Here is a 26,228-nt window from a genome sequence, read left to right on the forward strand (position 1 = left end):
CGCGCCTACTCCGCCGCCGAAAGCTCGGCCTTCACCTCATTGAGGATACGCCGGCCCTCGCCCTCACCGATGCGGGCAATATCGTCCTGGTATTTCAAAAGCACGCCGATCGTGTCGGACACGGTCTCCGGGTCGAGCGCCACCTTGTCGAGCTCGGTGAGCGCACCCGCCCAGTCGATGGTTTCGGCAACGCCGGGCGCCTTGAACAGCTCGACCTGGCGCAGCTTCTGGACGAAGGACACGACCTCCGCCGACAGCCGTCGGTTCGCCTGCGGCACCTTGCGGCGCACGATCTCCAGCTCGCGCTCGGCGTTCGGATAATCGACCCAGTGATAAAGGCAGCGCCGCTTCAGCGCGTCGTGGATTTCGCGCGTGCGGTTGGTGGTGATGATGACGATCGGCGGCTCTTCCGCCTTGATCGTGCCAAGCTCGGGAACCGTAACCTGGAAGTCCGACAGGATCTCGAGAAGGAACGCCTCGAAGGCTTCGTCGGTGCGGTCGAGCTCGTCGATCAGGAACACCGGCGCCGCGCCGGCCTTGCCGGTCAGCGCGTCGAGCACCGGGCGGCGGATCAGGTATTTTTCGGAGAATACGTTACGCTCCATGTCGGAGCGCACGACCTTGCCGGCCGCCTCCTCCATGCGGATCTCGATCATCTGCGCGGCATAATTCCACTCATAGACGGCCGAGGAGACGTCGAGCCCTTCATAGCATTGCAGCCGGATCAGCCGGCGGCCGAGCGCGTCGGCCAGCACCTTGGCGATCTCGGTCTTGCCGACGCCCGCCTCGCCTTCGAGGAACAAGGGCCGCTTCATGCGCAGTGAAAGAAACAGCACGGTCGCCAGCGAGCGATCCGCGACATAGTCCGCGGCGGTCAAAAGATCGAGCGTTTCGTCGATCGATTTCGGCGCGGGGCGCGGCGCGGTCATCCTGTCTCCGTGAGTACCGCTTGCACGTTTCAAAGGACGTGATAGTCGCGGTTATAGTAGATCAGCGGCCGCAAATTATCGCCGATGCGCAGGCCTGTCACCTTGCCAAAAAGCACACGGTGGGTGGCAAGATCCTTGGCGTCGATGATCTCGCAATCGAACACGGCAAGGGCGCCCTTCAGCGTCGGCGCGCCGGTCGAGATCACATCCCACTCGGCCAGCGCAAAGCGCTCCTCCGCCGGCAAGCCGGTGACACCGGAAAAGCCTACCGAGACGGCTTCCTGGTCCGAGGCAAGCGTGTTGAGCGCGAACCTGCCGTTCTTGATGAAGGCTTCGTTCTTGGCGTTCTCACGGTTGAGGCAGACCAGAACCGTCGGCGGCGTGTCCGAAACCGAACAGGCGGCGATCACCGTCGCGCCGCGTTTGCCGCCGGGCCCGTCCGTGGTCACCACATGCACATGGCCGGCAAAATGCGCCATCGCATCGCGATAGTGCTGCGGCCCGATGTCGTTGATCTTCAGCACGCGATAATCCACCTGTCGGAACAAGCCCGTTATATATGGCGGCATATTGCACGCCACAAGTTATCTATCACGGGCGAAGTGCTTGACCGCAATCCGCAAATTCGCGTGTTGCGCGCCGCTTAGCCAGCCTTTAGGCATTTCCTGGAATAGTGTCGGGACTGTATTCCCGGCATGGAGGATCTCTTAGCCCGAATGCGTCTTCTCACGACGACATCAGCCGTGCTGTTCTGGCTGTCGCTGGCCGCGAGCGCCGAGGCCGAGACGCTGGTCGGCGTTGCGGCGCCGCTTTCCGGTCCGTCGGCGATCCTGGGCAAGCAAGTTGAGGATGGCGCAGCCTTAGCGGCAGAGGCGAACGGCGTTGCGATCAAGACCGCAGACGATGCCTGCACTGCCGATGGCGGCGCCGCGGCGGCAAAGGAATTCGTCGACGCCAAAGTCGATATCGTGGTGGGCTTTCTCTGCACCGAGGCGATCGAGGCGGCGCTGCCGATCCTCAAGGACGCCAACATTCCGGTGATCACGGTCGGCGTGCGCACCGAAAGCCTGACCGACCGGCGCGCCAAGACCGGCTGGCCGGTCTACCGGCTCGGCCCGCGCGGCGACGATGAGCGCAACGCGGTCGCCGCCAAGCTTACTCAGCTGTGGCGCGACGACCTCTTCGCCATAATCGATGACGGCACCATCTATGGCCGCGAGATGGCCGAGACTCTTCGCGCCGCGGTCGAACAGGCAGCCTTGAAGCCGGTATTCACCGACACTTTCAGGCCGCAGCTCGACAACCAGATCGGGTTGGTCGGCCGGCTGAAGAAGGCCGGCGCAACGAAAGTGTTTGCCGGCGGCGACGGCGACGACATCGCCATCATGGGCCGCGACGCCGCCCAGCTCGACGCAGGCATCACTTTCGCCGGCGGCGAGAACCTGCGCACGCCGCCTGGCGATGTGCCTTACGCCGCCGGCACGCTGATGATCGCGCCGCCGGAATGGTCGGAGGTCGCCGACCCCAGGATCGTGCAGGCCTTCGGCGCAAAAAACATCGTGCCGGACGGCTACACGCTGCCGTCCTATGCCGCGGTCGAGATCGCCAAAGCCGCGCTGGCCGATGCGGAAAGCTCCGGCCGGCCGCTGGGCGAAGCGCTGACCGGCCATGATTTCGCGACCGCGATCGGCACCATCCGCTTCGACGACAAGGGCGACCTCAGCCAGAACCCGTTCCGCGTCTTCCGCTTCGACGGCACGCATTTCGTACCGCTGGAGGGCAAGTGATGTTCCGCACCGGACCGCGCAATCTGATCACCGACGTTGCTGGTCTTCGCGTCGGCAATGCCGCCGACGCCGGGCTGAAATCCGGCGTCACGGTGGTGCTGTGCGACGAACCTGCCGTGGCTGGCGTCCAGGTGCTGGGCGGCGCGCCGGGCACGCGCGAGACCGACCTGCTCGAGCCTCAGAATTCGATCGCGACGATCCATGCCGTCGTCCTGTCCGGGGGCTCGGCCTTCGGCCTCGACGCCGCCTCAGGCGTGCAGGCGGCGCTGCGCGAGAAGAACATCGGCGTCGAGGTCGGCGGCTTCCGCGTGCCGATCGTGCCGGCCGCGATCCTGTTCGACCTGCGCAATGGCGGCGACAAGGATTGGGGCCGTTATCCGCCCTATCGCGAGCTCGGCTATGAGGCCGTGCAGACGGCAATCGCCGATTTCGCCATCGGTACGGCCGGCGCCGGCACCGGCGCGTTGACCTCCGGGCTGAAGGGCGGTCTGGGCTCGGCTTCGACCTTGCTCGGCAGCGGCGTCACCATCGGTGCGCTCGCCGCCGTCAACCCTACTGGCTCGGTGACGGTCGGCGGCAGCCGCCATTTCTGGGCGGCGCCCTTCGAGATCGGCGACGAGTTCGGCGGCCTGGGCTATCCTGATCCGCTGCCCGAAGACGCCAGGAAGATCCTCCTGAAATACCGCGACCGGCGTGTTGGCGGACATGGGGAAGCCGGCAGCACCACCATCGCCGTTATCGCCACCGACGCCGTGCTGACCAAGGCCGCGGCCAAGCGGCTGGCGATTTCGGCGCATGACGGCTTCGCCCGCGCCATCTGGCCGACCCATACGCCGGCGGACGGCGATCTGGTGTTCGCCCTGGCGACCGGCAGGAGTGGCATCGAGCTCGGCGCCGATGCCGCGATAGACCTGTTCGCGGCGGCCGGCGCAACCATGGCGCGCGCGATCAGCCGCGGCGTCCATGCCGCTATGCCTGCCGAAGGCGATCTGTTTCCTGTCTGGTCGTCGCGCTGAACGGCTCGGCGCCGATCAGGTCGGATCGGACTTTTCTTCCTCGAAGGTTACGGCGACATCGGAATTCGCGGAAAGCCAGACCTTCTGGCCGTCGATCTCCCCGACCAGGGCGAGCGAAATATAATGGTGATGGCCCTTGTGCGAGCCCATGCCGCTGTCGGCCTTGGTCAGCTTGATCCGGTCGCCCTCGACCTTGTCGACGGTGCCGATATGGACGCCGTCGGCGCCGATCACTTCCATATGTCCGCGTATCTTGCTGATGTCGGTGCTCATGCTGGTTCTCCGCTGGATGTGCCCTTTCGGGTGCGAGACGGGCCGACAATAACAAATGAAAGCCGGATTGGATGCATCGCGCGGCACGTCTCGTTCACCATGGAGTGATAGGCATGACGTCCTTGAGACAAATGTCGGACCGATGACGGCCGCGGCCACGCGACGCGAAATGGCCGTACCTAAGGGATCGATCCTGTGTTGCTGTTGCGTTGCCGGGCCAGGTATTGCCGGGAACCGGCATTAGCCATCCGGTTTGAGCGGCAGTAGCGTTGAGCATTGGGCCCGCCTCTGTTAGGACGCGGCCGACGCTTCTCCCAGGCAGGACTGAAAACAGATGATCCCTCGCTATTCCCGGCCGGAAATGGTCGCCATCTGGTCGCCCGAAACCCGCTTCCGCATCTGGTTCGAGATCGAGGCGCATGCCTGCGATGCGCTGGCGGAACTGGGCGTCATCCCGAAGGAAGCGGCAAGGACCATCTGGGAAAAAGGCGGCGCGGCCAAGTTCGACGTCGCCAAGATCGACGAGATCGAGCGCGTCACCAAGCATGATGTCATCGCTTTCCTCACCCATCTCGCCGAATTCGTCGGACCGGATGCCCGCTTCATCCACCAGGGCATGACCTCGTCGGACGTGCTGGACACCTGCCTTGCGGTGCAATTGACCCGCGCCAGCGACATCCTGCTCGCCGACATCGACGCCCTGCTCGCCGCGCTGAAGCGCCGCGCCTTCGAGCACAAGGACACTGTCACCATCGGCCGCAGCCACGGCATCCATGCCGAGCCGACCACCTTCGGCGTCAAGCTGGCGCAAGCCTATGCCGAGTTCTCGCGCTGCCGCGACCGGCTGGTGCACGCGCGGGAGGATATCGCGACATGTGCGATCTCCGGCGCGGTCGGCACCTTCGCCAACATCGAGCCCTATGTCGAAGAGCATGTGGCGGCGAAGCTCGGGCTGAAGCCGGAGCCGGTATCGACGCAGGTGATCCCGCGCGACCGGCACGCCATGTTCTTTGCCACGCTTGGCGTGATCGCCTCGTCGGTCGAACGCCTCGCCGTCGAGATCCGCCATCTGCAGCGCACCGAAGTGCTGGAAGCGGAAGAGTATTTCTCGCCGGGCCAGAAGGGCTCCTCGGCCATGCCGCACAAGCGCAACCCGGTGCTGACCGAAAACCTCACCGGCCTTGCCCGCATGGTGCGGTCGATGGCCCTGCCTGCCATGGAGGATGTTGCGCTCTGGCACGAGCGCGACATTTCGCATTCCTCGGTAGAGCGCATGATCGGGCCGGACGCGACGGTGACGCTGGATTTCGCGCTGGCGCGCCTCACCGGCGTCGTCGACAAGCTGCTCGTCTATCCCGAGAACATGGAGAAGAACCTCAACAAGTTCAGAGGCCTGGTGCATTCGCAGCGTGTGCTGCTGGCGCTGACCCAGGCCGGCCTGTCACGCGAGGACGCCTACCGTCTGGTGCAGCGCAACGCCATGAAAGTCTGGGAGCACGGCGCCGATTTCCTCGAGGAACTGCTGGCCGACAAGGACGTGACGGCGGCCCTCTCCGAAGGCGAGATCCGCGAGAAATTCGACCTCGGCTACCACACCAAGCATGTCGACACGATCTTCAAGCGGGTGTTTGGGGAAGCTTGACCTTCCTTCTCCCCGTTCGCGGGGAGAAGGTGCCCGAAGGGCGGATGAGGGGCGGCGCTGCCCTAGGCGATCACTGCGCTTATAGGCCGTGCGGACGAAAAGACAATCTCAAGACTCGGCGCTGCCCCTCATTGCCCTGCCGGGCATTTCTCCCCGTATAGTGACGGGGAGAAAGACACTGCCACCGAAGCCAGCTCAAGCCTTGCCAGGCACCGTCCTGATCACCGTGCCCCACGGATCCTCGTGGCTCGTTTCATCCTTCACATTATCCGAGCGCATCTCTACCCAGGCGAGACCTGAGCGTGACGGATCGCGACGGCCGGCACTGGCGCTCTGCCAGGCATTGGCGCCGATATGATGGTGGTAATGGCCGGACGACAGGAACACCGCCTGGCTGCCATATTTTGCGACGGTGTCGAAGGCGAACTGGTCATGCCACCAGGCTTCGGCGTCCTCCGGCCGGCCGACGCGCAGATGCACATGGCCGACAATGGTGTTTTCCGGCGCGCCCTGCCAGCCGGCATCGCCCGCCGGCACGCTGCCCACCACCGCCGGCAGGTTCAGCCGCTCGGTCGCCATGGCGACCTTGTCGCCGTTCCATTTCCAATCCTGCGGACGGCGGTCGGCATAGATCTCGATGCCGTTGCCTTCCGGGTCGGTCAGATAGAGCGCCTCGCTGACCAGATGGTCCGAGGCGCCTTCTATGCCGATACGGTTGGCGGCGGCGTGGCTGATCCAGCGGCCAAGGTCCGCTCGCGACGGCAACAGGAAAGCGGTGTGAAAAAGGCCGGCGCTGCGCGGATCGTCGGGCTTCGCCGAAGCATCCTGTTCAAGCACCAGCAATGGCCGGTTGGCGGCGCCAAGCGTGATCGCGCCATCGGCGCGGCGCAATTCCTGCAGGCCGACGACCGCGCGATAATAGGCGGCAAGGCTCTCGGCATCGCGCGCCTTCAACCCGACACGCGACACGCTGACCGGGGTGGTCGCGGCAAAAGGCAGTTCGCTCATCAAACTCTCCGTTTGGGCGGCGCCTATTCCCCAAATGGGGGTTCCAGGCCGCCAGCTCTTGTTCCCCCTCCAAATCGTCGATTGCGATCGTTCACACAAGAGAGCAAGAATCGAACAAGTTGTTCACAATTACGGCCATCCCGATGTTAGCGACAGGGTTGCAGCCGCCACAGCCGCTCGCTACATCCGCGCCATGAAAGTCAAAGACGCAGATATCCTGATCGTGCCGGGCTACACCAATTCCGGCCCCGAGCACTGGCAGACCCGCTGGCAGTCGAAACTGTCGACGGCGCGCCGGGTCGAGCAGGCGGAATGGACCAAGCCCGTGCGCGAGGATTGGACGACGAGCGTGGCGAACGCCGTCAACGAAGCTGAGCGGCCCGTGGTGCTCGTTGCGCATTCGCTTGGCGTCACGGCCGCTGTGCAGGCCATCCCGCAATTCAGGAAACCGGTCGCCGGAGCCTTCTTCGTGGCGCCGCCGGATGTGTCCAATCCGGAAATCAGGCCGAGGCACCTGATGACCTTCGGTCCTTATTCGCGCGATCCCCTGCCCTTCCCGTCGATCGTGATTGCCAGCCGCAACGATCCGTTCTGCGCCTTCGAGGTCGCCGAGGACATCGCCGCCGCTTGGGGGTCTCTCTTCATCGACGCCGGCGAGGCCGGCCATCTCAACCACGACGCCGGCTTCGGCCCGTGGCCCGAGGGTTCGATGACCTTCGCCAAATTCCTGACGGAGTTGAAGCAGCCCTAAGGCTGACCTCAAGAGCCTATGGAATCCCGCATGCTCTTCAGGAGGGTCTTCGCGCCGATCGAGATCAGCGTGTGGTCCGAGCCCATGGCGAGCAGCCGATAGCCCATCGACACGACGCGGCCGGCAATTGCCGGCTCGATGACGTAGATCGCCGCATGCTTACCGGCCTTGCGCGTCCGCTCGGCGATCGAAGCGACCGCCTCCATCATGCTTTCCAGCGTCGAATTGACGGTCGTTCCGTTCGACCAGGCGATCGAGAAATCCGACGGACCGACGAAGATGCCGTCGACGCCGGGCGTGTCGAGGATGCCGTCGAGCGCCTCGAATGCCGCCCGCGTCTCGACCATCGCGAAGGCCATGGTGCGCTGGTTTGAATCGCGCAGCCATTCGGCATGGTCGCCCTTGCCGTGGCGCGGGAACGCATAAGTCGGCCCCCAGGAGCGCTCGCCCACAGGCGGATATTTCATCGCGGCGGCGAACTGCCGTGCGTCGGCCACCGAGTTCACCATCGGCGCGATCACTGCCTCGGCGCCGAAATCAAGCGCGCGGCTCGCCATGTCGAAGCGCCCGACCGGAATGCGCACCAGCGCGGGCTTGTTGGCGGCCAGCACCGGCGCCAGGCCGCGCAGCACGCTGTCCTCGTGGTGGCCGCCATGCTGCATGTCGAGGGTGACGGCGTCGAAATCCTGCTTGGCGATGATTTCCACCGTCAGCGCGTCCGGCACCCCGGACCAGGCGGTGAACAGCGTTTCGTCGGCGACCAGGCGGGATTTGAGCGACATCGGACCTTCCTTGATGACAACCCGCAGTTCAGCCGGAAACGACGGCAAAGGCAAAGAAAAACCGCCCGGTTTGGCCGGGCGGTCGATTGGTCCAGCTAGAATCCGGCCTCAGGCATTCTTGATCTGCTCGATGGCCTGGGCCATCAACTCGTCCATGGTGCGGCGGATCTGATGGTCGGACTGGTTGACGCCGGCGGCATCGAAATCCTTGCGAATCTTGCGGAAGACGTCGTGGTCGCCCGCCTCCTCGATATCTGAGACCACCACTTCCTTGGCATAGGCTTCGGCATCGGCGCCGGATTTGCCCAGCTTCTCGGCGGCCCACAGGCCAAGCGCCTTGTTGCGCCGGGCCGCGGCCTTGAAGCGAAGTTCCTCGTCGAAGGCGAATTTGCGCTCAAAGCCCTCTTCGCGGTCTTTCATGCTGCTCATGACGTCCCTCCGATCAATCCGATTCGCGTTCGCGGTGAATATGTGTGATGGGCAAGCACAAATCAAAAGGCCGCGACCCGGTCAATATACTTCGTCGCATGCTGCGCTGCGGCATTTCAGTCCCGAAAGCGGTTGATTCGCCGGATTTGGCGATTGAGCAAACCAGGCGATTGCGATAACACCGGCATTGAACGCCGCCGTCGCCATACTAATTTAGGCAGACGGACAGGAACCGGTCATTTGCCGCCTGCCCGCAGACCCAGAGAAAAAATCAAATGAAAAATCGCCGCCGCATTTACGAAGGCAAGGCCAAGATCCTCTATGAGGGCCCTGAGCCGGGCACGCTGATCCAGTTCTTCAAGGATGACGCCACCGCCTTCAACAAGAAGAAACATGAAGTGGTCGATGGCAAGGGCGTGCTCAACAACCGCATTTCCGAGCACATCTTCAATCACTTGAACCGCATGGGCATCCCGACCCACTTCATCCGCCGGCTCAACATGCGCGAGCAGTTGATCAAGGAAGTGGAGATCATCCCGCTCGAGGTCGTCGTGCGCAATGTCGCCGCCGGCTCGCTGTCCAAGCGCCTCGGCATCGAGGAAGGCACGGTGCTGCCGCGCTCGATCATCGAATTCTATTACAAGGCCGATGCGCTCGACGATCCGATGGTGTCGGAAGAGCACATCACCGCCTTCGGCTGGGCGAGCCCGCAGGAGATCGACGACATCATGGCCTTGGCCATTCGCGTCAACGACTTCCTTTCCGGCCTGTTCCTCGGCGTCGGCATCCAGCTCGTCGACTTCAAGATCGAATGCGGTCGCCTGTTCGAGGGCGACATGATGCGCATCGTCGTCGCCGACGAGATCTCGCCGGATTCCTGCCGGCTGTGGGATGTCGCCACCCAGGACAAGCTCGACAAGGACCGCTTCCGCCGCGACATGGGCGGCCTCGTCGAGGCGTATCAGGAAGTCGCCCGCCGTCTCGGCATCATCAACGAGAACGAGCCGCCGCGCCCGACGGGCCCGGTTCTCGTGGCCTCTTCCGATGCGCCCAAGGGCCTGAAGCACTAATACCGACCGGCCTGCCGGGCAATGGCAGGTCCACCGCCCGATCCATCACTTAGGAGTATCGATGAAAGCCCGCATCACCGTGACCCTCAAGAACGGCGTCCTCGACCCGCAGGGCAAGGCGATCGAGCATGCGCTCTCCGGATTGGGCTTCGACGGCGTCGGCCAGGTTCGCCAGGGCAAGGTGTTCGACATCGAGCTCACCGGAACCGACAAGGCCAAGGCCGAAGCAGATCTCAAGGCTATGTGCGACAAGCTTCTGGCAAACACGGTGATTGAGAATTACGCGGTGGAGATCGCCTGACATGAAATCAGCCGTCGTCCTCCTGCCTGGCCTCAACCGCGACCGCGACATGATCGCGGCGCTTACCAAGATTTCCGGCCAGGCGCCGGCCACGGTCTGGCAGACCGACACCGAGATCCCCGATGTCGACTTGATCGCCATCCCCGGCGGCTTCTCCTTCGGTGACTATCTGCGCTGCGGCGCGATCGCGGCGCGCATGCCGGTGATGCGGGCGGTCGCCGAAAAGGCCGCCAAGGGCGTGCCCGTCATCGGCGTCTGCAACGGCTTCCAGATCCTGGTCGAGGCGGGCCTTCTGCCCGGCGCGCTGATGCGCAACGCCTCGCTGAAATTCGTCTGCCGCCAGGTGAAGCTCGAGATCGCCAACGCCAACACCATGTTCACCCGGCACTACAAGCCCGGGCAGATCATCCGCTCGCCCGTGGCGCATCATGACGGCAATTACTTCGCCGACGCCGAGACGCTCGCCCGGCTCGAAGGCGAAGGCCAGGTGGTGTTCCGCTACGCCGAAGGCACCAATCCCAACGGCTCGATCAACGATATTGCCGGCATCGTCAACGACAAGGGCAACGTGCTCGGTCTGATGCCGCATCCCGAAAACCTGATCGAGGCGGCGCATGGCGGCAATGATGGACGCGCGTTGTTCGAAAGCGCGCTCGGCCTCGCGGCTTGATCCTTTAAGAATCCTATCGGAACGCGGGGGCGGACTGACCATGAGACCGACGATCGCTCGCCTTGCTCTCCTGGCCGCCGCCGGGCTCGCCTTGGCTTCCTGCCAGTCCAGCCCCAAGACGACGCCGGTTCCCTCGGGCAAAAGCGCCTCACTGCTTGCCATGGAACAGGTCGCCATTTCGGCGCATAAATGCTGGATCGCCAGCAAGGATCCGGCCTTCAAGGCCTACCAGATGGCCAACGAGCTCAATTCCTACAGCGGCACGCCGCGCTTCCTGCTGGTGCCCGCCAAGCATTATGGCGGCAAGCCGCTGCTGGTCGTGCAGGCGCAGGGCAATTCCAGCCGCGTCGACGTGTTCGGGCCGCTGATGAACGAGCCGCTCGGCGCCCGCATCGGTTCCGACATTGCCCGCTGGCAGGCCGGAAACCCGTCCTGCGCGGCTGCCGCGTGAACCTGCCATGAGCCGGTTCCTGCAGATCGCGGGGCTGGTCATCGGGCTGATTGCGCTTGTCCTGCAAGCCGCGATCACCATTCCGGCGTCGATGGCGGCCGGGCGCAGCCTGCTAGGCTCGATCGTCTTTCTTCTCAGCTTCTTCACCATCTTGACCAACATCGCCGCCGTGATGGTGCATGCTTCGCTGCTGTCACCCACCGGCTATGCTTGGTTCCCGGCCTTCGCCGGGCAGCGCATGCGCGCCGGCGTCGCGGTGTCCATCACGCTGGTCTTCATCGTCTACGCGACCGTGCTGGCAGGGCTTTGGCAACACAGGGCCTGTTCCTGCTTTGCGACATCCTGCTCCACTATGTCACGCCGCTGATCTTCGTGCTGTGGTGGCTCATTGCCGGCGCGGATGGCTCGACGCGCTGGCGCGATATCTCCTGGTGGATGATCTATCCGCTCACCTATCTCGGCTACGCGCTGATCCGCGCGCCCTTCGCCGGCGAAGTGCCCTATCCGTTCCTCGACGTGACCAAGAACCGGCGCGGCCAGCGTCGCCGTTTCGGCCGTGGGCGTCACGGCGCTGTTCGTCGGATCGAGTGTGCTTGCCGTGCTGATCGATCACGGCATCGGCGGATTGCGGGGGAAACCCGCAACCCGCGTTCAATCGGGCCGCCGATAGGTTGCCATTCGACGACGGGGCGTCACTCCCAGAACGACCTGATGCCTTCGCGATGGGCATCGCAGCGTGAGATGCCGATATCCTTGAGCTGCTCGTCTGTCATCTCAAGCAGTGCGAGGCGGCCGCGCCGGCGCTCGAGCATGCGGTCGATCTGCCTGGCGATGGAACGGAGCACAACCACCAGCCGGCCGACAACGCCGCGATGGGCCAAGGGCTCGGCTTGCGCGCCAAAAGCCGGGCGAGCGTAGCGAATTGTATCAATTGTATCCATTGTCGTCCCTTGTCTCGATTGTACCTTTCCAATCGTGGGTTCGATATGGATTGACTCATCGCGCGGTGCAATATAGATAATTGTCACCATGACAAATTGGCTCCCTGACCTCTCCACTGGCTCCGGTCCGCTCTATCAGCGCCTTGCTGACAGCATTGAGTCAGATATCGACAAGGGCGTCATCGATGCCGGTGCAAAACTGCCGCCGCAGCGCGATCTCGCCTATGACATCGGCACGACTGTCGGCACCATCGGCAGGGCCTATCAGCTGCTGCGTGAACGCGGTTTGGTGAGCGGCGAGGTCGGTCGCGGCACCTATGTGCTCGGCCAGCGCGCCGAGGCGCCGAAACCCGACCTCGAACCTGGCTTGCAAGGTACGCGCCCCATCGACGCGCCGAGCGGCAAGCTGCGCTTCGACAGCACCGCCGCGCCCGATGTCGGCCAGGGTGCGGTGATCGCCGACATCCTGGCGCGCACGGCGCAGGAGCACCCGCACGAAATTTCGAGCTACACGCGTGATTTTCCCGAACGCTGGTACGAGGCGGGCAGCCGCTGGCTGGCCCGCAACGCCTTCCGCCCCTCGCCCGATTCGATCGTGCCGACGCTGGGCACGCATGCCGCGGTCATGGCAGCGATCGCGGCGCTGACCATGCCCGGCGACTACGTCGTCTTCGAGCACCTCACCTATTCGCAGATCGCGCGCAGCGCCGGGCTGATCGGGCGACGCATCGCGCTGGTCTCGACTGACGACAACGGCATCAACCCGGATGATTTCGAGCGCGTCTGTGCGCAGAAACACCCAAAGGTCATGTTCCTGATGCCGACCGCGAAGAACCCGACACTGGTGACGCTGTCGGCGGAGCGGCGGCAGGCGATCGCGCGGATCGCGCGCGAATACAATGTCGCGCTGATCGAGGACGACCTTTACGGCGAGCTCACCGACGACCCGACGCCGTTGCTGGCCGAATATGCGCCCGAGCGCACCATCGTCGCCGGCGGCTTGTCGAAGTCGGTCGCCGCCGGCGTGCGCGGCGGCTGGCTTTCCTGCCCGCCGGCCTACCGCCACCGCATCCGTGTCGCCCACAAGATGATGACCGGCGGCCTGCCATTCCTGCTGGCCGAGGTCGGCACGAGGCTGGTGACGTCGGGGCAGGCAAGCGATATCCGCAAGCGCTGCGTTGCCGAAATCCAGACGCGCCTCGCCATCGTGCGCGACGTGCTGACGGGCTTCGACTTCAAGGCGCGGAACAACGTGCCCTTCGTCTGGCTGACGCTGCCCGATCCATGGCTCTCCGGCACCTTCAAGAACGCCTGCCTGGCGCAAGGCGTGCTTATCGACGACGAGGACGAGTTCAAGGCCGGCCGCTCCGAGCAGGTCTTTCACGGCGTGCGCTTCGGCGTCTCGCAGCCGCGGCAAAGCCAGGATGTCGCCGGCGGCGTCGCCGTCATCCGCCGCCTGCTCGACGAAGGCCGCGCCGGCTACGACAGTTTTTCCTGATCAAGCCTGAAAGCCCAGACCTAAGCACCGCGGGAGTGGCAGTTTTCCGGCGTTTTCCCTATCTGGTGGGGGTGTATCGCGCGAAAGCTTGCGATATGAGGAGACTCGAAGAACCTCCCCTCTCCCACGGACAAAAATCGCCGCTCATGACCATTTCCAATTCCGTGCCGATCACCCCCGAGCTCGTCGCCGCGCACGGGCTGAAGCCCGATGAATACCAGCGCATCCTGGATCTGGTCGGCCGCGAGCCAAGTTTCACCGAGCTCGGCATCTTCTCGGCGATGTGGAACGAGCACTGCTCCTACAAGTCCTCAAAGAAATGGCTGCGCACGCTGCCGACCAGCGGTCCGCAGGTCATCCAGGGCCCTGGCGAGAATGCCGGCGTGGTCGACATCGGCGACGGCGACTGCGTCGTCTTCAAGATGGAGAGCCACAACCACCCCTCCTACATCGAGCCCTATCAGGGTGCCGCGACCGGCGTCGGCGGCATCCTGCGCGACGTCTTCACCATGGGCGCGCGGCCGGTCGCGGCGATGAACGCGCTGCGCTTCGGCGCGCCGGATCATCCCAAGACCCGGCATCTCGTCGCCGGCGTGGTTTCCGGCGTCGGCGGCTACGGCAATTCCTTCGGCGTGCCGACGGTCGGCGGCGAGGTCAACTTCGACGCCCGCTACAACGGCAACATCCTGGTCAACGCCTTTGCGGCGGGTCTTGCCAAGACCAATGCCATCTTCCTGTCGCAGGCCAAGGGCGTCGGCCTGCCGGTCGTCTATCTCGGCGCCAAGACCGGACGCGACGGCGTCGGCGGCGCCACCATGGCCTCGGCCGAGTTCGACGACAAGATCGAGGAGAAACGCCCGACCGTGCAGGTCGGCGACCCCTTCACCGAAAAATGCCTGCTGGAAGCCTGCCTCGAGTTGATGGCGTCGGGCGCCGTCATCGCCATCCAGGACATGGGTGCGGCCGGCCTCACCTGCTCGGCGGTCGAGATGGGCGCCAAGGGCGACCTCGGCATCGAGCTCGACCTCGACCAGGTGCCGGTGCGCGAGGAGCGCATGAGCGCCTATGAGATGATGCTGTCGGAAAGCCAGGAGCGCATGCTGATGGTGCTGCGCCCCGAGAAGGAAGAGGAGGCCGAGGCGATCTTCCGCAAATGGGGGCTCGACTTCGCCATTGTCGGCAAGACCACCGACGATCTGCGCTTCCGCGTCATCCATCAGGGCAACGAGGTCGCCAATTTGCCGATCAAAGAGCTGGGCGACCAGGCGCCGGAATATGACCGCCCCTGGGTCGAGGCGAAGAAGCCGGCGCCGCTCGCCGCCAACGATGCGCCCAAGGCCGATGTCGCCGACGCGCTGCTCAAGATGCTGGGTGGGCCGGATCTCTCCTCGCGGCGCTGGGTGTGGGAACAATACGACACGCTGATCCAGGGCAACTCACTGCAGCTTCCGGGCGGCGACGCCGGCGTGGTGCGCGTCGAGGGCCATCCGACCAAGGCGCTCGCCTTCTCTTCCGACGTCACGCCCCGCTACTGCGAGGCCGACCCTTACGAAGGCGGCAAGCAGGCCGTGGCCGAATGCTGGCGCAACCTGACCGCCACCGGCGCGCTGCCGCTCGCCGCCACCGACAACCTCAATTTCGGCAATCCGGAGCGGCCCGAGATCATGGGCCAGTTCGTCGGTGCCGTTAAGGGCATCGGCGATGCCTGCCGGGCGCTTGGCTTCCCGATCGTCTCCGGCAATGTCTCGCTCTACAACGAAACCAATGGCCGCGGCATCCTGCCGACGCCGACCATCGGCGGCGTCGGGCTGATCGCCGACTGGTCGAAGATGGCGCGCATCGGCTTTGCCGCCGAGGGCCAGATGATCGTGCTGGTCGGCGCGCCGCCGAGCTGGGGCAGCCATCTCGGCCAGTCCGTCTATATGCGCGACATCCACGGCCGCGCCGACGGTCCGCCGCCGCCGGTCGATCTCGCGCATGAAAAGCGCGTCGGCGACCATGTGCGCTCGCTGATTGCATCCGGCGTCGTCACCGCCGCGCACGACATCTCCGACGGCGGCCTGGCGATAGCGCTCGCCGAAATGGCGATGGCCTCCGGCATTGGCGCCGCCATTCCGGGGCTCACCGGCACCGATCCGATTCCGGTCTGGTTCGGCGAGGACCAGGGCCGCTACCTGCTGACGCTGTCGATCGACCCGCAGAGCGGCGAATGGGACAGGATCCGCCAGGAACAGGAGAAGCTCGGCATCTTCGCGCCCTGGATCGGCACCACCGGAGGGCGTGACTTGAAACTGGGTGACGCACGGCCGGTCCCGGTCAGCGAGCTGAAGGCTGCCCATGAAGGCTGGTTCCCGCGCTTCATGGACCAGGCCAGTTGACCAGAAGCATGTCTCCCGAAAGTGTGCAGCGGTTTCGGGAAAAGACATGCTTACGACAAAAGACTTAAATCATGTTGCATAAATCCTTTTTTATGCGACATGATTTAACTGTGAAGGCGCTGATCGCAGTCGTCTTCTGGCCTTCGCTGTTCTTCTTCTGGTTCCTCGGCCCGTTCGTTTTCTTATTGCTGTCGACCACCTCGAGCGAGGCGTGCGCACGGCTGGAAACTCGCGACGGGTTCCTGGCCGCGGCCAATGCCACTTTGCCGATGCTCGTCTTGCAGACCCTGATCTACGCGGTTCCGATCGTCTGCCTGGTGCTGTGGGACAGGCTAGCGCCGGAGCCGGCGCGAACACGGCATATCGCGACCTGCATCAAGCTCTTCATCGTTGCCGCGATCATCGGAGCGACTTGGGACTATGGCTCGTCCTTGATCTGCGACGGCTATGGCCAACCCTTCTTCTCGTCCGCCTGGCGAATGACGAGCTATCTTCCGATCGTCGGCCTGCTGATCAACATCCCGCTTTATATACTCACCTTCAGCCTTGGCCGGGCCTTCTCGACCCGCGATGACGTCACCGAAGACGGCGTGGTCCATTCGAAGCAGGATAATTCTTAGGCCGCTGTCGCGGACGGAACGGCTTCAATCCGGGTCGGAAAGGCTTTAGGCTCGCGAGTCAGATCATAGGTGCTGCCTAGCTGCCCCGCTTGAAACAGGATTTTGCCATGGCAATGGATGCACACGACATCGAAAAACTGATCAAGGAAGGCATTCCGGACGCCAAGGTGACGATCCGTGATCTCGCCGGCGACGGCGACCATTACGCGGCGGAGGTCGTTGCCGAAAGCTTCCGGGGCAAGAGCCGGGTCCAGCAGCACCAGATGGTCTATGACGCGCTGAAGGGCAATATGGGCGGCGTGCTGCACGCGCTGGCGCTGCAGACCAGCGTCCCGGACTGAACGCTGCCATCCTCTCAGGCTTGGCACAACATCGCGTTATCCCTTGCGCCATTGGGCCAGTGTCTCGGCTAACGTCTTGTTTCAGCCACCCTATGGGTTTATTTGAAGGACATGCTTCGAGCCTGACTCCCACAGGCGTGAAAGGATTGTCCATGACCGGCATCAGCGACTACATCGACAATGAAGTGAAGAGCAACGACGTCGTGCTCTTCATGAAGGGCACCCCGGGCTTCCCGCAATGCGGCTTTTCTGGCCAGGTAGTGCAGATCCTCGATTACATCGGGGCCGACTACAAAGGCGTGAACGTACTCGACTCGGCCGAATTGCGCCAAGGCATCAAGGATTATTCCAACTGGCCGACCATCCCGCAGCTCTATGTGAAGGGTGAATTCGTCGGCGGTTGCGACATCGTCCGTGAAATGTTCCAGGCCGGCGAGTTGCAGGACTTCCTGGTCGAAAAGGGCGTCAGCGTCAAAGGCGCAGCCTGATTCAATCTTGCTCGCCGGCGGAGGCTAACTCTCCGGCCGGCAAGCATCGCCCGGGGCCGCCCCCACCTCGGCAATCATGAACCCGCATCTCGGGGATGAGACGAACCAGCGCGCCGGCCAGCCGGCGCTTGTTCGTTGAAAGATCGGACTTTGCCGTGGACAAGCAGGTAGAAGCGTCGCAACGGGCAAGCAGCTTGCCCATTCCGCGCTGGGAGTTCATTGCGCTGTGCGCAGCGCTGATGGCGCTCAACTCCCTGGCCATCGACATCATGCTGCCGGCGCTGCAGCAGATCGGCGCCTCGCTTGGCGTCGAGAGCGAGAACCACCGCCAATATGTCATCACCGCCTATATGCTCGGCTTTGGCGGCGGACAGCTTTTGTTCGGGCCCATTTCGGATCGCTTTGGACGCCGCGCGCCGCTGGTCTTTGGCCTGGTGGTCTATGTCGTGGCCGCGGCTGCCGCCGCCATAGCGCCCAGTTTCGCTTTGTTGCTGACCTGGCGTCTCATCCAGGGCATCGGCGCGGCTGCGACCCGCGTCATCGCCGTCTCGATCGTGCGCGACACGTTCGAAGGCCGGCGTATGGCCGAAGTGATGTCGCTGATCTTCATGGTGTTCATGGCCATCCCCGTCATCGCTCCAGGCATCGGCCAGTTCGTCATGCTGTTCGCCACTTGGCACTGGATTTTCGTGACCATGGCCATCGGCGCGCTGATCGTTTCGACCTGGGCGCTGCTGCGCCTGCCGGAGACGCTGCATGCGGAATATCGCCGGCCGCTCACGGTAAGCTCGGTCGTCGGCGGCTTCCGCATCGTGCTCACCAACCGGCTCACGCTTTGCTATGCCTTCGCCAGCACCTTCATCTTCGCCGCCATGTTCGGCTTCATCAGCTCGGCGCAACAGATCTACATCGACATCTTCCATGTCGGCGAATTGTTCCCGCTGATCTTTGCCGGTGTCGCCGCCGTGCTTGCCTTCTCCAATTATCTGAATTCGCGGCTGGTCGGACAGATCGGAATGCGCCGTCTGTCGCAAGGCGCGCTGCTCATCTTCCTGTGCATCAGCCTTGCCTGGCTGGTCGTTTCGTTGGAGATGCAGATGCCGCTCTGGCTCTTCATCACCTTCTTTGCCGGCGCGATGCTGCCGTTCGGCGGACTGGGCGCGAATTTCAACGCCCTGGCCATGGAGCCGCTCGGCGAGCTTGCCGGCACGGCGGCATCCATCCTTGGCTTCATGCAGACTTTTCTCGGCGCCCTGATCGGCGCGGCGATCGGCCAAGCCTATAACGGCACGGTCACGCCTCTGGCCGCAGGCTTCTGCAGCGTTTCGGTCGCGGCCTTGCTGATGATCCTAATCGCCGAGCGGGGCAGGATGTTCCAGCCGCACAATCCCCCTGTTTCGGGGCACGTCACCGATCTGCATTAGGTTGTCGTCTGGCTGGCGGTTGCCGGCCGGGGCGCGGTTTATTCCTATTCGGCCCAGAGCTCGCGGCGCAACTCGTCCCAGCTTTGCTTGTCCGGCGCGACCAGCAGGCCGCCGTCGACATGCGACGGCAGGTAGGCGCTGCCGTCGACGCGCGCGACATGGCCGCCGGCTTCCTGATGGATCAGCGCACCCGCCAGATGATCCCAGGGCATCAGCTTGTTGTAGAGCACGAAATGGGCGTGGCCGCTCGCAAGCAGCCGGTATTCATGCGCCGCGCAGCGATAGGCGAATTGCGACAGCGTCTTGGTCTGGTTGCGGGCGAGCCGCGAGCGCTCAGGCTCATCGAGGAACTGCCAGGAAACGGCGCCGGTCATCTGCGACATCGGCACCGGCGCCGCGACGCGGACCTTCTCCAGTGCGCCATGCGCGTGGCGGATATGGCTGCCGGCGCCCTTGGCGCCGATCAGCCAATCCTTGCCGACCGGATCGTGGATGATGCCGGCGAAGGTCTCGCCATTGACGACGACGCCGGCCATGACGCCGAACAGCGGCACGCCGGACGCGAAGTTGAAAGTGCCGTCGACCGGATCGATGACGAAAGCAAGCGCGGCATCGCCAAGGCCCGACAGCAGCGCCGGATTGTCGGAGCAGGCCTCCTCGCCGACCACCATTGCGTCTGGAAATCGCTCGCGCAGCCGGGCGGTGATCAGCCTTTCGGCATTGACGTCCGCCTCGGTGACGAGGTCGGCGGCGGACGTCTTCTGGCGAACGTCGCCCTCGCCCAGCTTGCGGAAGCGCGGCATAATTTCCGCCCTGGCGGCCTCCGCGAGAAGTTCGGCCAGCCAGTCGATCGCGCGGTCGTCAAATGTCATCGGAAATGTCTTGCTCTGTGGTGAGGCGCGCGTCGAGCGCGGCGAAATCGAACAGTTTTCGGTCGAGCAGGTGCGAGGGCCTTACATTGGTCATGGCGCGGATCATCGTGTCCTTGCGGCCCGGCATGCGCTTCTCGATGTCGTCGAGCATCGCCTTCATGGCGTTGCGCTGCAGCCCTTCCTGGCTGCCGCAGAGGTCGCAGGGAATGATGGGGAATTTCATCGCGTTGGCGAATTTCTCGAGGTCGGCCTCGGCGCTATAGGCGAGCGGCCGCAGCACCATGACGTCGCCCTCGTCATTGAGAAGCTTGGGCGGCATGGCGGCGAGGCGCCCGCCATGGAACAGGTTCATGAAGAAGGTTTCGAGGATGTCCTCGCGGTGATGGCCAAGCACCAGCGCCGAACACCCCTCCTCGCGCGCGATGCGATAGAGATGGCCGCGCCGCAGCCGCGAACAAAGCGAGCAATAGGTGCTGCCCTCCGGCAATTTGTCGGTCACCACCGAATAGGTGTCCTGGTATTCGATGCGGTGGGCGATGCCGTTGGCGTTGAGATAATCGGGCAGGATGTGTTTTGGGAAATTCGGCTGCCCCTGGTCGAGATTGCAGGCGAGCAGATCGACAGGCAGCAACCCGCGCCATTTGAGGTCGAGCAAAAGTGCCAGGAGGCCGTAGGAATCCTTGCCGCCGGAGAGTGCCACCAGCCAGCGTTCGCCCGGCTTCACCATGGCGAAATCCTCGATTGCCTGGCGGGTGAGCCTCAACAGCCGCTTGCGCAGCTTGTTGAACTCGACCGAGGACGGCACGTCGCGGAACAGTGGGTGAAAACCGCCATCGGTCTCGTCGTCGATCGGCTCCAGGGATTTGAGGTCTGGCAGCATGTTCATGGCGCCGGCTCCGCGTTGTCAGCGCTCCGCTTAGCGGACCTGATCGCCAAAGAAAAGGCCGCCTCGAGGGCGGCCCTGGATGTCGCGGCTGATTGATACCGATCAGCGCGAGTAGAATTCGACGACCAGGTTCGGTTCCATCTGCACGGCGAACGGAACGTCCGACAGGCCCGGAACGCGCGCGAAGGTCGCGGTCATCTTGTTGTGGTCGGCTTCGATATAGTCCGGCACGTCGCGCTCGGCGAGAGCGACCGATTCCAGAACGATGACGAGCTGCTTCGACTTCTCGCGCACCTCGATGACGTCGCCCGGCTTGCATCGATACGAGCCGATGTTCGTGCGCTTGCCGTTGACGTTGACATGGCCGTGGTTGACGAACTGGCGGGCGGCGAAGATGGTCGGCACGAACTTGGCGCGATAGACGATCGCGTCGAGGCGCGACTCGAGCAGGCCGATCAGGTTCTCGGAGGTGTCGCCCTTGCGGCGGTTGGCCTCTTCATAGACCTTGCGGAACTGCTTTTCCGAAACGTCGCCGTAGTGACCCTTCAGCTTCTGCTTGGCGCGCAGCTGCAGGCCGAAGTCGGAAAGCTTGCCCTTGCGGCGCTGGCCGTGCTGGCCGGGGCCGTATTCACGCTTGTTGACCGGGGACTTCGGGCGGCCCCAGATGTTTTCGCCGAGACGGCGGTCGATCTTGTATTTCGCGGATTCGCGCTTGCTCATCGCATTCCCTTTCAAAATAATATACCCGGAACCCCATGGCTCGGGCGAAGGAAACGCGCCCTCCTCTGGCCTCCGTTTTCGAGACCTGACAGGGTTTCCCACGCAAAGCGACGGGAAACCCACGGGACACGTCAAAAGAAACCACCGGGCGTCGCCACCCGGTGTTGGGGGCCTGTTAAACACAGATTTAACCGCTGTCAAGCTTGTGGGTGGCGACGCCGACGGCAACTCGATATCATCCCTGCGTTGCATGCGGCGTTGGCTGTGGCGGAAAGTTGCACGCCGGCGGCATAGGGCGGCGTCTTCGTATCCAAACGCCCAGCAAATGATGAAGGGACTGGAGCAGAGGAGTGCGAATTCCCATGAAGAAATTCTTCCTTACCCTGACCGGAGCCGCCGTCCTGGCCGGTACGATGGCGGTCATGACGCCTGGACCGGCCATGGCTAGGCATTGGCACGGCCACAAGCAGATCTGCCGCGTCGTGGTGAAGAAAAGAGTCATCTGGCGCCACGGCCACCGCCATGTCGTCCGCTACAAGACGAAGCACTGCTGGTGGCGCTACTAACCTATTGCGCAGTAGGGGATATGACGCAGGCCCGCGGCCAACGCCGCGGGCCTTTCATTTCGCCTTCGCGGTCAATGACTTCTTGCTGGGCAGGCCTTTGCGCTTGGTCTCGGCGAATTCCTCGAGCTGCTTCTCGCTCATCGAGTCGTACATCTCGCGCGACGCACCCTTGAGCTCGCTTTTCTTGATCTCGCCGCGCTTGGCGGAAAGCGCTGCGCCGGCAGCCTTTTGCTGGGCTTGCGATGTCGCGGGCATGGCGATTTCTCCTTTGCTGCGGGAAAACGCGGAGGCTCTGCAGCAGTTCCAACACATCCTCGGCGTCGGTAGTCAGTCGGCCATCCCTGGGCGATTTTCCTTCGCAGACTTCCCGTGTCCGGAACCCCAGTGTAGGACAACGGCATGAAATCGCTGACCGATCCCTCACAGGCCCTCTCCACTGGCCTCGCGAAGATCCGCACCGAATTCCACGTGCCGGATGGATTTCCGCCGGAGGTGATGGCTGCGGCGGAAGCGGCGGCCAGGCGTGTGCCCAGCCAGCATGCCGACCGCACCGCGATGCGTTTCGTCACGCTCGATCCGGCGATCTCCACCGATCTTGATCAGGCCTTTTCGATCGAGGCCAGCGGCGGCGACCTTCTCTTGCATTATGCCATTGCCGACGTGGCCTGGTTCGTCGAGGACGGCGACGCGATTGATCTCGAAGCCTGGAACCGAGGTGAGACGCTTTATTTGCCGGACGGCAAGGCCGGGCTCTACCCGCCGGTGCTTGCCGAGGCCGCGGCGAGCCTGTTGCCCGATGGACCCCGCCCGGCGGTCATCTTCACAATCAGGGTTGCCGGTGACGGTGCGGTGAAGCTGGACAGCGCTGAGCGGGCGATCATCCAAAGCCGCGCCAAGCACGCCTATGACAGCGTCAAACCTTCGGATGTACCCGCCGGCTTCGCCGAACTGGCGCGGCGCATGGCGGCCAACGAAGAGCGCCGCGGCGCTTCGCGCGTCGACCCGCCCGAGCAGGAGGTGGAAAGGCTCGCCGACGGCACGTTCCGGCTTTCGTTCAGGCCGCTGCTGCAATCCGAACAGGACAATGCAGCACTTTCGCTGGCCGCCAATATGGCGATCGCCGACGCCATGCTGGCGCACAAGACCGGGTTGTTCCGGGTGATGTCGGGGCCTGATGCCTCGAAGGTGCAAAGGCTGCGCAGCGCGGCACGGGCGCTCGGCCTGTCCTGGCCGGCCTCCACCAGCCTGCGCGACTATCAGCGCGCGCTCGATCCAGCCGATCCGCAACAGGCGGCGCTGATGCTGGAAATCCGCCGCGCGGGCAACGGCGCGTCCTACCAGCCCTATCAGCAGGGCGTCGTCCCCTGGCATGAGGCGATGGCCGCAACCTATGCGCATGCCACCTCGCCGCTCAGGCGGCTGGCCGACCGCTACGTCGTGCGCTGCGCGCTGGCAATCGCCAACGGTCAGCCCGTGCCGCAGGCGGTCAGCGACGCCTTCGCCAGATTGCCGAAGGTGATGGGGCGCGGCGATGCCCGAGCCTCGCAGATCAACCATGCGGCCATCGACCTTGCCGAGGCGGTGATGCTCAAAGGACACGAGGGTGAGACGTTCAAGGCCGTCGTCACCGACTTCATCGATCATGGCGTGCGCGCACAGCTTGCCGACATGCCTGTCGTCGCCAACGTGAAAGCCTCCGGGTTCAGGCAGGGCGACGATCTCAGGCTGAAACTGGTCTCGGCCGATCCGGATCAGCGCAGCATCGTCTTCGAGACTGCCGTCTAACGCGCGGTCAGTCCAAATCCCTGGGTCAGCCGTCGAGTGGCGAAATCCACCTTGCCGGAAGTGAAGACGGCAAGATCGGGCTGGCTGTCGCTGGATATTTCTGCGACCGGTTCGAGCAGCGACATGGCGCGCCGGGCGATCGCTTCGGCCGGATCGATCCAGTCGACCGGCCAGGGTGCCGTCTTTCGCATGCGGTTGACGAGAAACGGATAATGCGTGCAGGCAAGCACGACGATATCGGTGCGGTTGCCCTCGCGCTCGATGAAACAAGGCGCGATTTCGGCGCGCACGGCTTCTTCATCGACAAAGCCCTGGCGCATATAGATTTCGGCCAACCCCGCCAGCCTATCGCTACCGACCAGGCGCACATGGCATTTCTGCGCCCATTTGCTGATCAGGTCGCGCGTGTACTGGCGTTTCACCGTGCCTGGCGTCGCCAGCACGGAGACGAGGCCGGATCGCGTGCGCTCCGCCGCCGGCTTGATTGCCGGCACGGTGCCGACAAAAGGATGGTCGGGGAATGTCTCGCGCAGCGCGTCGATCACCAGCGTCGAAGCGGTGTTGCAGGCGATCACCGAGATCGCCGGCTGCAGGCGGTCGAGCAATTTGCCGAACAGCGTGAGGATGTGATCCTTGAGCGCCGGCTCCTCCCAGGCGCCGTAAGGAAAAGCCGCGTCGTCTGCGACATAGACGAAGCGGCGATCGGGCATCAGCACGCGCGCCTCGCGCAGCACGGTCAGCCCGCCGACGCCGGAATCGAACATCAGGATCGGGCGCTGGCTTGATCGATCGCTCATTGTCATCCGGTCATAGAGCAATTCCAGGAAAAGTGTGAAACGGTTTTCCGTCCGGAATTGCGTCAAAACAAAGAGAGGCGGAAGGTCCGTGATTGGACCGCAGGCGCTTCTATCGCGAATGATCTTGGTCTTGAAGAGGCGAATGCGAGCAGCTTTTGCGCAGCTGTCTCGCAGGCTCGCTCATATGCCGCGCTTGCCGAAGCCGGCCGGGCGCGGCCGGCCGAAGGGCTGCGGTGCGGGCGGAACGCGGGGAGTTGCAGCGGCAGCCGCGGCGCGTGGTGCGGCCGGCACAGCGGCGCGTGCAGTGCGCGCCGGTGCCGGCAGCGGACCGTCGAAGTCGAAAACATCCGTCAATTCATCGATGTTGCTGCCCGCGACGGGTTTCGCCCAGAGGATCGTGCACCAAAGTCCGAATATCGAAAGTCCGAGCAGATTCAGCCCGCCCGGAATGCTCTCGGGATCGTCGAATTTGACGACCAGCAGCACGCCCGCCTGCAGAAGGGCATAGACGGCGGAAAGGGCAATATAGGCCCACATGATCCACCGGCGTCCATTCGCGTCGCGGGTGCGGCGCGCGGCGATGTTGCCGCGAAGCGCGACAAAGATGAGCGAGGCGATCAGGACCGCGCCTGCCATGCCCTGCCGCGCCGGGCCAGGTCCCGAATTGATCAGTCCTTCGAAACCGATCGTGCTGATAATGCAGACAACGATCACCACGGTTTCCGCGACGGCGAGACCGAGAGAGTAAAGGAAAAAGCGCAGTCGACCAATATTGGACGTAAACATGTGCCACCCCCACTATTGCAGCAAGGATGAGGCATAACCGAATAAAAATCGGTTACTTCAAATGCTCATAGCTTACGGATTTTAACTTTCTTCGTCTTTGGCGCGACTTCGCGCGGCTGCCGGCAGCCGTCTCGGATCGTCACCGGGCGAGCCGTCGCCGCGCGGCATGGCCGGCGAGAACCGGTCGAGCGAGGAGATGATGCCGCGCAGAACCTTCAGTTCCGGCTCGGCAAAGCCCGCGCGCGTCAATACGGCGCGCAGATTGTCGACCATCTTCGGCTTCTTTTCTTCCGGGCGGAAGTAGCCTCGGGCCTCCAGCGCGCTCTCCAGATAGGCGAACAGGCTGTGCAGCTGCTCCTTGGTCGCCGGCACCAGCTCCGGCCCGGAGAAATTGGTCTCAGTTTCGTCGGCGAGGCCGGATTTCATCCATTCATAGCACATCAGAAGCACAGCTTGCGCGATGTTGAGCGAGGAGAAGCCGGGATCGACCGGAAAAGTGACGATCTCGTCGGCAAGCCCGACCTCATCATTATAGAGACCGAAGCGCTCGCGCCCGAACAGGATGCCGGTGCGCTGGCCCGCCTCGACGCGTGCCCTCAGCGCCCTGCCCGCTTCTACCGGCCCACGCACAGGCTTGAAGCCGTCACGCTCACGCGCCGTCGTGGCGAAGACGAAGTTCAGGTCGGCAACCGCGGCGGCCAGATCATCGAAGACCCGGGTGGCGTCGATGACATGATCGGCACGGCTGGCAGCCGCGCGCGCCTTCTCGTTCGGCCAGCCATCGCGCGGGTTGACCAGGCGCAGTTCCGACAAGCCGAAATTCGCCATGGCGCGGGCGACCATGCCGATATTCTCGCCGAGCTGCGGCTCGACCAGGATGATCGCCGGTCCGGCGGAGGCGGTCTTGGTTGTGACTTCGGTGGCTGGCATGGCTGTGGGTAACCGGGGTTTGCGGCGTTTCGGCGTCCCCTGCCACATTCGGCCGGGAAAATGAAGCATTCACAACAGCGGCACACG

30 protein-coding genes and 1 pseudogene are annotated in these 26,228 nt (G+C 63.9%); 17 read left to right on the top strand and 14 right to left on the bottom strand.

All coding sequences use genetic code 11. The annotated features are described in order from the left end of the window. Positions 1-5: 5 nt before the first annotated feature. Together EJ068_RS00770 and EJ068_RS00775 are read right to left on the bottom strand one after the other, a co-directional pair. Positions 6-929 carry a MoxR family ATPase gene (locus EJ068_RS00770; RefSeq protein WP_126060608.1) on the bottom strand — a complete coding sequence of 308 codons (924 nt, stop codon included), beginning with the start codon at positions 927-929 and terminating at the stop codon, positions 6-8. Between the two features lie 29 nt (positions 930-958). Next, on the bottom strand, positions 959-1,453 hold the full coding sequence (locus EJ068_RS00775; protein ID WP_127253500.1) for a flavin reductase: 495 nt from the start codon (positions 1,451-1,453) through the stop codon (positions 959-961). Between the two features lie 192 nt (positions 1,454-1,645). On the opposite strand from EJ068_RS00775, the gene EJ068_RS00780 reads away from it, so the two are divergent. Together EJ068_RS00780 and EJ068_RS00785 are read left to right on the top strand one after the other, a co-directional pair. Continuing rightward, positions 1,646-2,716 (top strand): branched-chain amino acid ABC transporter substrate-binding protein, encoded by a 1,071-nt coding sequence (locus EJ068_RS00780; RefSeq protein ID WP_127253501.1) that lies wholly within the window; start codon positions 1,646-1,648, stop codon positions 2,714-2,716. Then, the gene (locus EJ068_RS00785; RefSeq protein ID WP_127386012.1) at positions 2,716-3,732 is read left to right on the top strand and encodes a P1 family peptidase; all 1,017 of its coding nucleotides are present in this window, start codon (positions 2,716-2,718) and stop codon (positions 3,730-3,732) included. Before EJ068_RS00780 ends, EJ068_RS00785 begins: the two co-directional genes overlap by 1 nt. A 15-nt stretch (positions 3,733-3,747) precedes the next feature. On the opposite strand, the gene EJ068_RS00790 is transcribed toward EJ068_RS00785, so the two are convergent. Then, entirely contained in the window at positions 3,748-4,005 is a 258-nt protein-coding gene (locus EJ068_RS00790; protein WP_127386013.1) for a DUF2171 domain-containing protein, read from the bottom strand. Between the two features lie 334 nt (positions 4,006-4,339). Between EJ068_RS00790 and purB the strand changes: the two genes are divergently transcribed. Next, complete coding sequence (gene purB / locus EJ068_RS00795) at positions 4,340-5,647, top strand: adenylosuccinate lyase (RefSeq protein WP_127253294.1); 1,308 nt, start codon at positions 4,340-4,342, stop codon at positions 5,645-5,647. Between the two features lie 195 nt (positions 5,648-5,842). Here the strand turns inward: purB and EJ068_RS00800 are convergent, their stop codons facing one another. Beyond that, complete coding sequence (locus tag EJ068_RS00800; protein WP_127253296.1) at positions 5,843-6,655, bottom strand: VOC family protein; 813 nt, start codon at positions 6,653-6,655, stop codon at positions 5,843-5,845. Between the two features lie 193 nt (positions 6,656-6,848). Here EJ068_RS00800 and EJ068_RS00805 point away from each other — a divergent pair, with 193 nt between their 5' ends. Beyond that, a complete protein-coding gene (locus EJ068_RS00805) occupies positions 6,849-7,406 on the top strand; it encodes an alpha/beta hydrolase (RefSeq protein ID WP_127253298.1) in 558 nt (185 codons plus the stop codon). Positions 7,407-7,414: 8 nt separating this feature from the next. Here the strand turns inward: EJ068_RS00805 and EJ068_RS00810 are convergent, their stop codons facing one another. Continuing rightward, positions 7,415-8,188, bottom strand: a complete 774-nt coding sequence (locus EJ068_RS00810) for an HpcH/HpaI aldolase/citrate lyase family protein (RefSeq protein ID WP_127253300.1) — start codon at positions 8,186-8,188, stop codon at positions 7,415-7,417. Positions 8,189-8,296: 108 nt separating this feature from the next. After that, the gene (locus EJ068_RS00815; protein WP_042644542.1) at positions 8,297-8,617 is read right to left on the bottom strand and encodes a DUF1476 domain-containing protein; all 321 of its coding nucleotides are present in this window, start codon (positions 8,615-8,617) and stop codon (positions 8,297-8,299) included. A gap of 275 nt (positions 8,618-8,892) precedes the next feature. Here EJ068_RS00815 and purC point away from each other — a divergent pair, with 275 nt between their 5' ends. From purC to EJ068_RS00840, 5 genes and pseudogenes are all read left to right on the top strand, one after another. Further along, entirely contained in the window at positions 8,893-9,687 is a 795-nt protein-coding gene (gene purC / locus EJ068_RS00820) for a phosphoribosylaminoimidazolesuccinocarboxamide synthase (RefSeq protein ID WP_042644540.1), read from the top strand. A 61-nt stretch (positions 9,688-9,748) separates the two neighbouring features. Continuing rightward, on the top strand, positions 9,749-9,988 hold the full coding sequence (purS, locus tag EJ068_RS00825; RefSeq protein ID WP_040995386.1) for a phosphoribosylformylglycinamidine synthase subunit PurS: 240 nt from the start codon (positions 9,749-9,751) through the stop codon (positions 9,986-9,988). A 1-nt stretch (position 9,989) separates the two neighbouring features. Continuing rightward, positions 9,990-10,658: a phosphoribosylformylglycinamidine synthase subunit PurQ gene (gene purQ / locus EJ068_RS00830; protein ID WP_127253302.1), complete on the top strand. Its 669-nt coding sequence runs from the start codon at positions 9,990-9,992 to the stop codon at positions 10,656-10,658. 40 nt (positions 10,659-10,698) lie between these two features. Continuing rightward, positions 10,699-11,109: a hypothetical protein gene (locus tag EJ068_RS00835; RefSeq protein WP_127253304.1), complete on the top strand. Its 411-nt coding sequence runs from the start codon at positions 10,699-10,701 to the stop codon at positions 11,107-11,109. 7 nt (positions 11,110-11,116) lie between these two features. Beyond that, a pseudogene (locus tag EJ068_RS00840) lies at positions 11,117-11,779 on the top strand (Pr6Pr family membrane protein). Between the two features lie 22 nt (positions 11,780-11,801). Here EJ068_RS00840 and EJ068_RS00845 read toward each other — a convergent pair. Then, positions 11,802-12,050: a DUF1127 domain-containing protein gene (locus EJ068_RS00845; protein WP_127253306.1), complete on the bottom strand. Its 249-nt coding sequence runs from the start codon at positions 12,048-12,050 to the stop codon at positions 11,802-11,804. Positions 12,051-12,138: 88 nt separating this feature from the next. Here EJ068_RS00845 and EJ068_RS00850 point away from each other — a divergent pair, with 88 nt between their 5' ends. From EJ068_RS00850 to EJ068_RS00875, 6 genes are all read left to right on the top strand, one after another. Further along, positions 12,139-13,548: a PLP-dependent aminotransferase family protein gene (locus EJ068_RS00850; RefSeq protein ID WP_127386014.1), complete on the top strand. Its 1,410-nt coding sequence runs from the start codon at positions 12,139-12,141 to the stop codon at positions 13,546-13,548. 146 nt (positions 13,549-13,694) lie between these two features. Further along, positions 13,695-15,926, top strand: coding sequence for a phosphoribosylformylglycinamidine synthase subunit PurL (purL, locus tag EJ068_RS00855; RefSeq protein ID WP_127250884.1), 2,232 nt, complete (start codon positions 13,695-13,697; stop codon positions 15,924-15,926). Between the two features lie 92 nt (positions 15,927-16,018). Beyond that, positions 16,019-16,546 carry a hypothetical protein gene (locus tag EJ068_RS00860; RefSeq protein ID WP_127250883.1) on the top strand — a complete coding sequence of 176 codons (528 nt, stop codon included), beginning with the start codon at positions 16,019-16,021 and terminating at the stop codon, positions 16,544-16,546. A 107-nt stretch (positions 16,547-16,653) separates the two neighbouring features. Continuing rightward, positions 16,654-16,887, top strand: coding sequence for a BolA family transcriptional regulator (locus EJ068_RS00865; protein ID WP_006206026.1), 234 nt, complete (start codon positions 16,654-16,656; stop codon positions 16,885-16,887). A gap of 152 nt (positions 16,888-17,039) precedes the next feature. Further along, a complete protein-coding gene (gene grxD, locus EJ068_RS00870) occupies positions 17,040-17,375 on the top strand; it encodes a Grx4 family monothiol glutaredoxin (RefSeq protein WP_040981263.1) in 336 nt (111 codons plus the stop codon). Between the two features lie 200 nt (positions 17,376-17,575). Next, entirely contained in the window at positions 17,576-18,799 is a 1,224-nt protein-coding gene (locus EJ068_RS00875; protein ID WP_245463510.1) for a multidrug effflux MFS transporter, read from the top strand. 44 nt (positions 18,800-18,843) lie between these two features. Here EJ068_RS00875 and EJ068_RS00880 read toward each other — a convergent pair whose 3' ends face one another. From EJ068_RS00880 to rpsD, 3 genes are all read right to left on the bottom strand, one after another. After that, a complete protein-coding gene (locus EJ068_RS00880) occupies positions 18,844-19,671 on the bottom strand; it encodes an inositol monophosphatase family protein (protein ID WP_127250881.1) in 828 nt (275 codons plus the stop codon). Beyond that, positions 19,661-20,551: a tRNA 2-thiocytidine(32) synthetase TtcA gene (gene ttcA, locus EJ068_RS00885; RefSeq protein ID WP_189342071.1), complete on the bottom strand. Its 891-nt coding sequence runs from the start codon at positions 20,549-20,551 to the stop codon at positions 19,661-19,663. Before ttcA ends, EJ068_RS00880 begins: the two co-directional genes overlap by 11 nt. 108 nt (positions 20,552-20,659) lie before the next feature. Then, entirely contained in the window at positions 20,660-21,277 is a 618-nt protein-coding gene (gene rpsD, locus EJ068_RS00890; protein WP_040981269.1) for a 30S ribosomal protein S4, read from the bottom strand. Positions 21,278-21,639: 362 nt separating this feature from the next. On the opposite strand from rpsD, the gene EJ068_RS00895 reads away from it, so the two are divergent. Beyond that, the gene (locus tag EJ068_RS00895; RefSeq protein ID WP_127250879.1) at positions 21,640-21,843 is read left to right on the top strand and encodes a hypothetical protein; all 204 of its coding nucleotides are present in this window, start codon (positions 21,640-21,642) and stop codon (positions 21,841-21,843) included. 54 nt (positions 21,844-21,897) lie between these two features. Here the strand turns inward: EJ068_RS00895 and EJ068_RS00900 are convergent, their stop codons facing one another. Next, entirely contained in the window at positions 21,898-22,098 is a 201-nt protein-coding gene (locus EJ068_RS00900; protein ID WP_127250878.1) for a DUF3008 family protein, read from the bottom strand. Between the two features lie 144 nt (positions 22,099-22,242). Between EJ068_RS00900 and EJ068_RS00905 the strand changes: the two genes are divergently transcribed. Beyond that, on the top strand, positions 22,243-23,628 hold the full coding sequence (locus tag EJ068_RS00905) for an RNB domain-containing ribonuclease (RefSeq protein WP_129554443.1): 1,386 nt from the start codon (positions 22,243-22,245) through the stop codon (positions 23,626-23,628). Here the strand turns inward: EJ068_RS00905 and murI are convergent. The 3 genes from murI to EJ068_RS00920 all read right to left on the bottom strand — a co-directional run bounded on the left by murI (position 23,625) and on the right by EJ068_RS00920 (position 26,141). Beyond that, positions 23,625-24,425 carry a glutamate racemase gene (gene murI / locus EJ068_RS00910; protein ID WP_127250876.1) on the bottom strand — a complete coding sequence of 267 codons (801 nt, stop codon included), beginning with the start codon at positions 24,423-24,425 and terminating at the stop codon, positions 23,625-23,627. The two genes, EJ068_RS00905 and murI, sit on opposite strands and share 4 nt — an antisense overlap. 180 nt (positions 24,426-24,605) lie before the next feature. Beyond that, positions 24,606-25,211, bottom strand: a complete 606-nt coding sequence (locus EJ068_RS00915) for a sugar porter family MFS transporter (RefSeq protein WP_145964946.1) — start codon at positions 25,209-25,211, stop codon at positions 24,606-24,608. An 81-nt stretch (positions 25,212-25,292) separates the two neighbouring features. Further along, positions 25,293-26,141, bottom strand: a complete 849-nt coding sequence (locus EJ068_RS00920) for an RNA methyltransferase (RefSeq protein ID WP_127250874.1) — start codon at positions 26,139-26,141, stop codon at positions 25,293-25,295. Positions 26,142-26,228 lie beyond the last annotated feature (87 nt).

The sequence above is a fragment of the Mesorhizobium sp. M2A.F.Ca.ET.043.02.1.1 genome (assembly GCF_003952405.1).
Lineage (GTDB): Bacteria > Pseudomonadota > Alphaproteobacteria > Rhizobiales > Rhizobiaceae > Mesorhizobium.

Bases quoted from the DNA above. Each gene is read 5' to 3' on its own strand.
- EJ068_RS00900 (WP_127250878.1), bottom strand. From the start codon at position 22,098: ATGCCCGCGACATCGCAAGCCCAGCAAAAGGCTGCCGGCGCAGCGCTT.
- purS (WP_040995386.1), top strand. From the start codon at position 9,749: ATGAAAGCCCGCATCACCGTGACCCTCAAGAACGGCGTCCTCGACCCG.
- EJ068_RS00905 (WP_129554443.1), top strand. From the start codon at position 22,243: ATGAAATCGCTGACCGATCCCTCACAGGCCCTCTCCACTGGCCTCGCG.
- purQ (WP_127253302.1), top strand. From the start codon at position 9,990: ATGAAATCAGCCGTCGTCCTCCTGCCTGGCCTCAACCGCGACCGCGAC.
- EJ068_RS00865 (WP_006206026.1), top strand. From the start codon at position 16,654: ATGGCAATGGATGCACACGACATCGAAAAACTGATCAAGGAAGGCATT.
- EJ068_RS00880 (WP_127250881.1), bottom strand. From the start codon at position 19,671: ATGACATTTGACGACCGCGCGATCGACTGGCTGGCCGAACTTCTCGCG.
- EJ068_RS00780 (WP_127253501.1), top strand. From the start codon at position 1,646: ATGCGTCTTCTCACGACGACATCAGCCGTGCTGTTCTGGCTGTCGCTG.
- EJ068_RS00810 (WP_127253300.1), bottom strand. From the start codon at position 8,188: ATGTCGCTCAAATCCCGCCTGGTCGCCGACGAAACGCTGTTCACCGCC.
- EJ068_RS00860 (WP_127250883.1), top strand. From the start codon at position 16,019: ATGCGACATGATTTAACTGTGAAGGCGCTGATCGCAGTCGTCTTCTGG.
- EJ068_RS00895 (WP_127250879.1), top strand. From the start codon at position 21,640: ATGAAGAAATTCTTCCTTACCCTGACCGGAGCCGCCGTCCTGGCCGGT.
- EJ068_RS00845 (WP_127253306.1), bottom strand. From the start codon at position 12,050: ATGGATACAATTGATACAATTCGCTACGCTCGCCCGGCTTTTGGCGCG.
- grxD (WP_040981263.1), top strand. From the start codon at position 17,040: ATGACCGGCATCAGCGACTACATCGACAATGAAGTGAAGAGCAACGAC.
- purC (WP_042644540.1), top strand. From the start codon at position 8,893: ATGAAAAATCGCCGCCGCATTTACGAAGGCAAGGCCAAGATCCTCTAT.
- EJ068_RS00790 (WP_127386013.1), bottom strand. From the start codon at position 4,005: ATGAGCACCGACATCAGCAAGATACGCGGACATATGGAAGTGATCGGC.
- EJ068_RS00800 (WP_127253296.1), bottom strand. From the start codon at position 6,655: ATGAGCGAACTGCCTTTTGCCGCGACCACCCCGGTCAGCGTGTCGCGT.
- EJ068_RS00770 (WP_126060608.1), bottom strand. From the start codon at position 929: ATGACCGCGCCGCGCCCCGCGCCGAAATCGATCGACGAAACGCTCGAT.
- rpsD (WP_040981269.1), bottom strand. From the start codon at position 21,277: ATGAGCAAGCGCGAATCCGCGAAATACAAGATCGACCGCCGTCTCGGC.
- EJ068_RS00915 (WP_145964946.1), bottom strand. From the start codon at position 25,211: ATGTTTACGTCCAATATTGGTCGACTGCGCTTTTTCCTTTACTCTCTC.
- murI (WP_127250876.1), bottom strand. From the start codon at position 24,425: ATGAGCGATCGATCAAGCCAGCGCCCGATCCTGATGTTCGATTCCGGC.
- purB (WP_127253294.1), top strand. From the start codon at position 4,340: ATGATCCCTCGCTATTCCCGGCCGGAAATGGTCGCCATCTGGTCGCCC.
- ttcA (WP_189342071.1), bottom strand. From the start codon at position 20,551: ATGCTGCCAGACCTCAAATCCCTGGAGCCGATCGACGACGAGACCGAT.
- EJ068_RS00815 (WP_042644542.1), bottom strand. From the start codon at position 8,617: ATGAGCAGCATGAAAGACCGCGAAGAGGGCTTTGAGCGCAAATTCGCC.
- EJ068_RS00850 (WP_127386014.1), top strand. From the start codon at position 12,139: ATGACAAATTGGCTCCCTGACCTCTCCACTGGCTCCGGTCCGCTCTAT.
- purL (WP_127250884.1), top strand. From the start codon at position 13,695: ATGACCATTTCCAATTCCGTGCCGATCACCCCCGAGCTCGTCGCCGCG.
- EJ068_RS00835 (WP_127253304.1), top strand. From the start codon at position 10,699: ATGAGACCGACGATCGCTCGCCTTGCTCTCCTGGCCGCCGCCGGGCTC.
- EJ068_RS00785 (WP_127386012.1), top strand. From the start codon at position 2,716: ATGTTCCGCACCGGACCGCGCAATCTGATCACCGACGTTGCTGGTCTT.
- EJ068_RS00920 (WP_127250874.1), bottom strand. From the start codon at position 26,141: ATGCCAGCCACCGAAGTCACAACCAAGACCGCCTCCGCCGGACCGGCG.
- EJ068_RS00805 (WP_127253298.1), top strand. From the start codon at position 6,849: ATGAAAGTCAAAGACGCAGATATCCTGATCGTGCCGGGCTACACCAAT.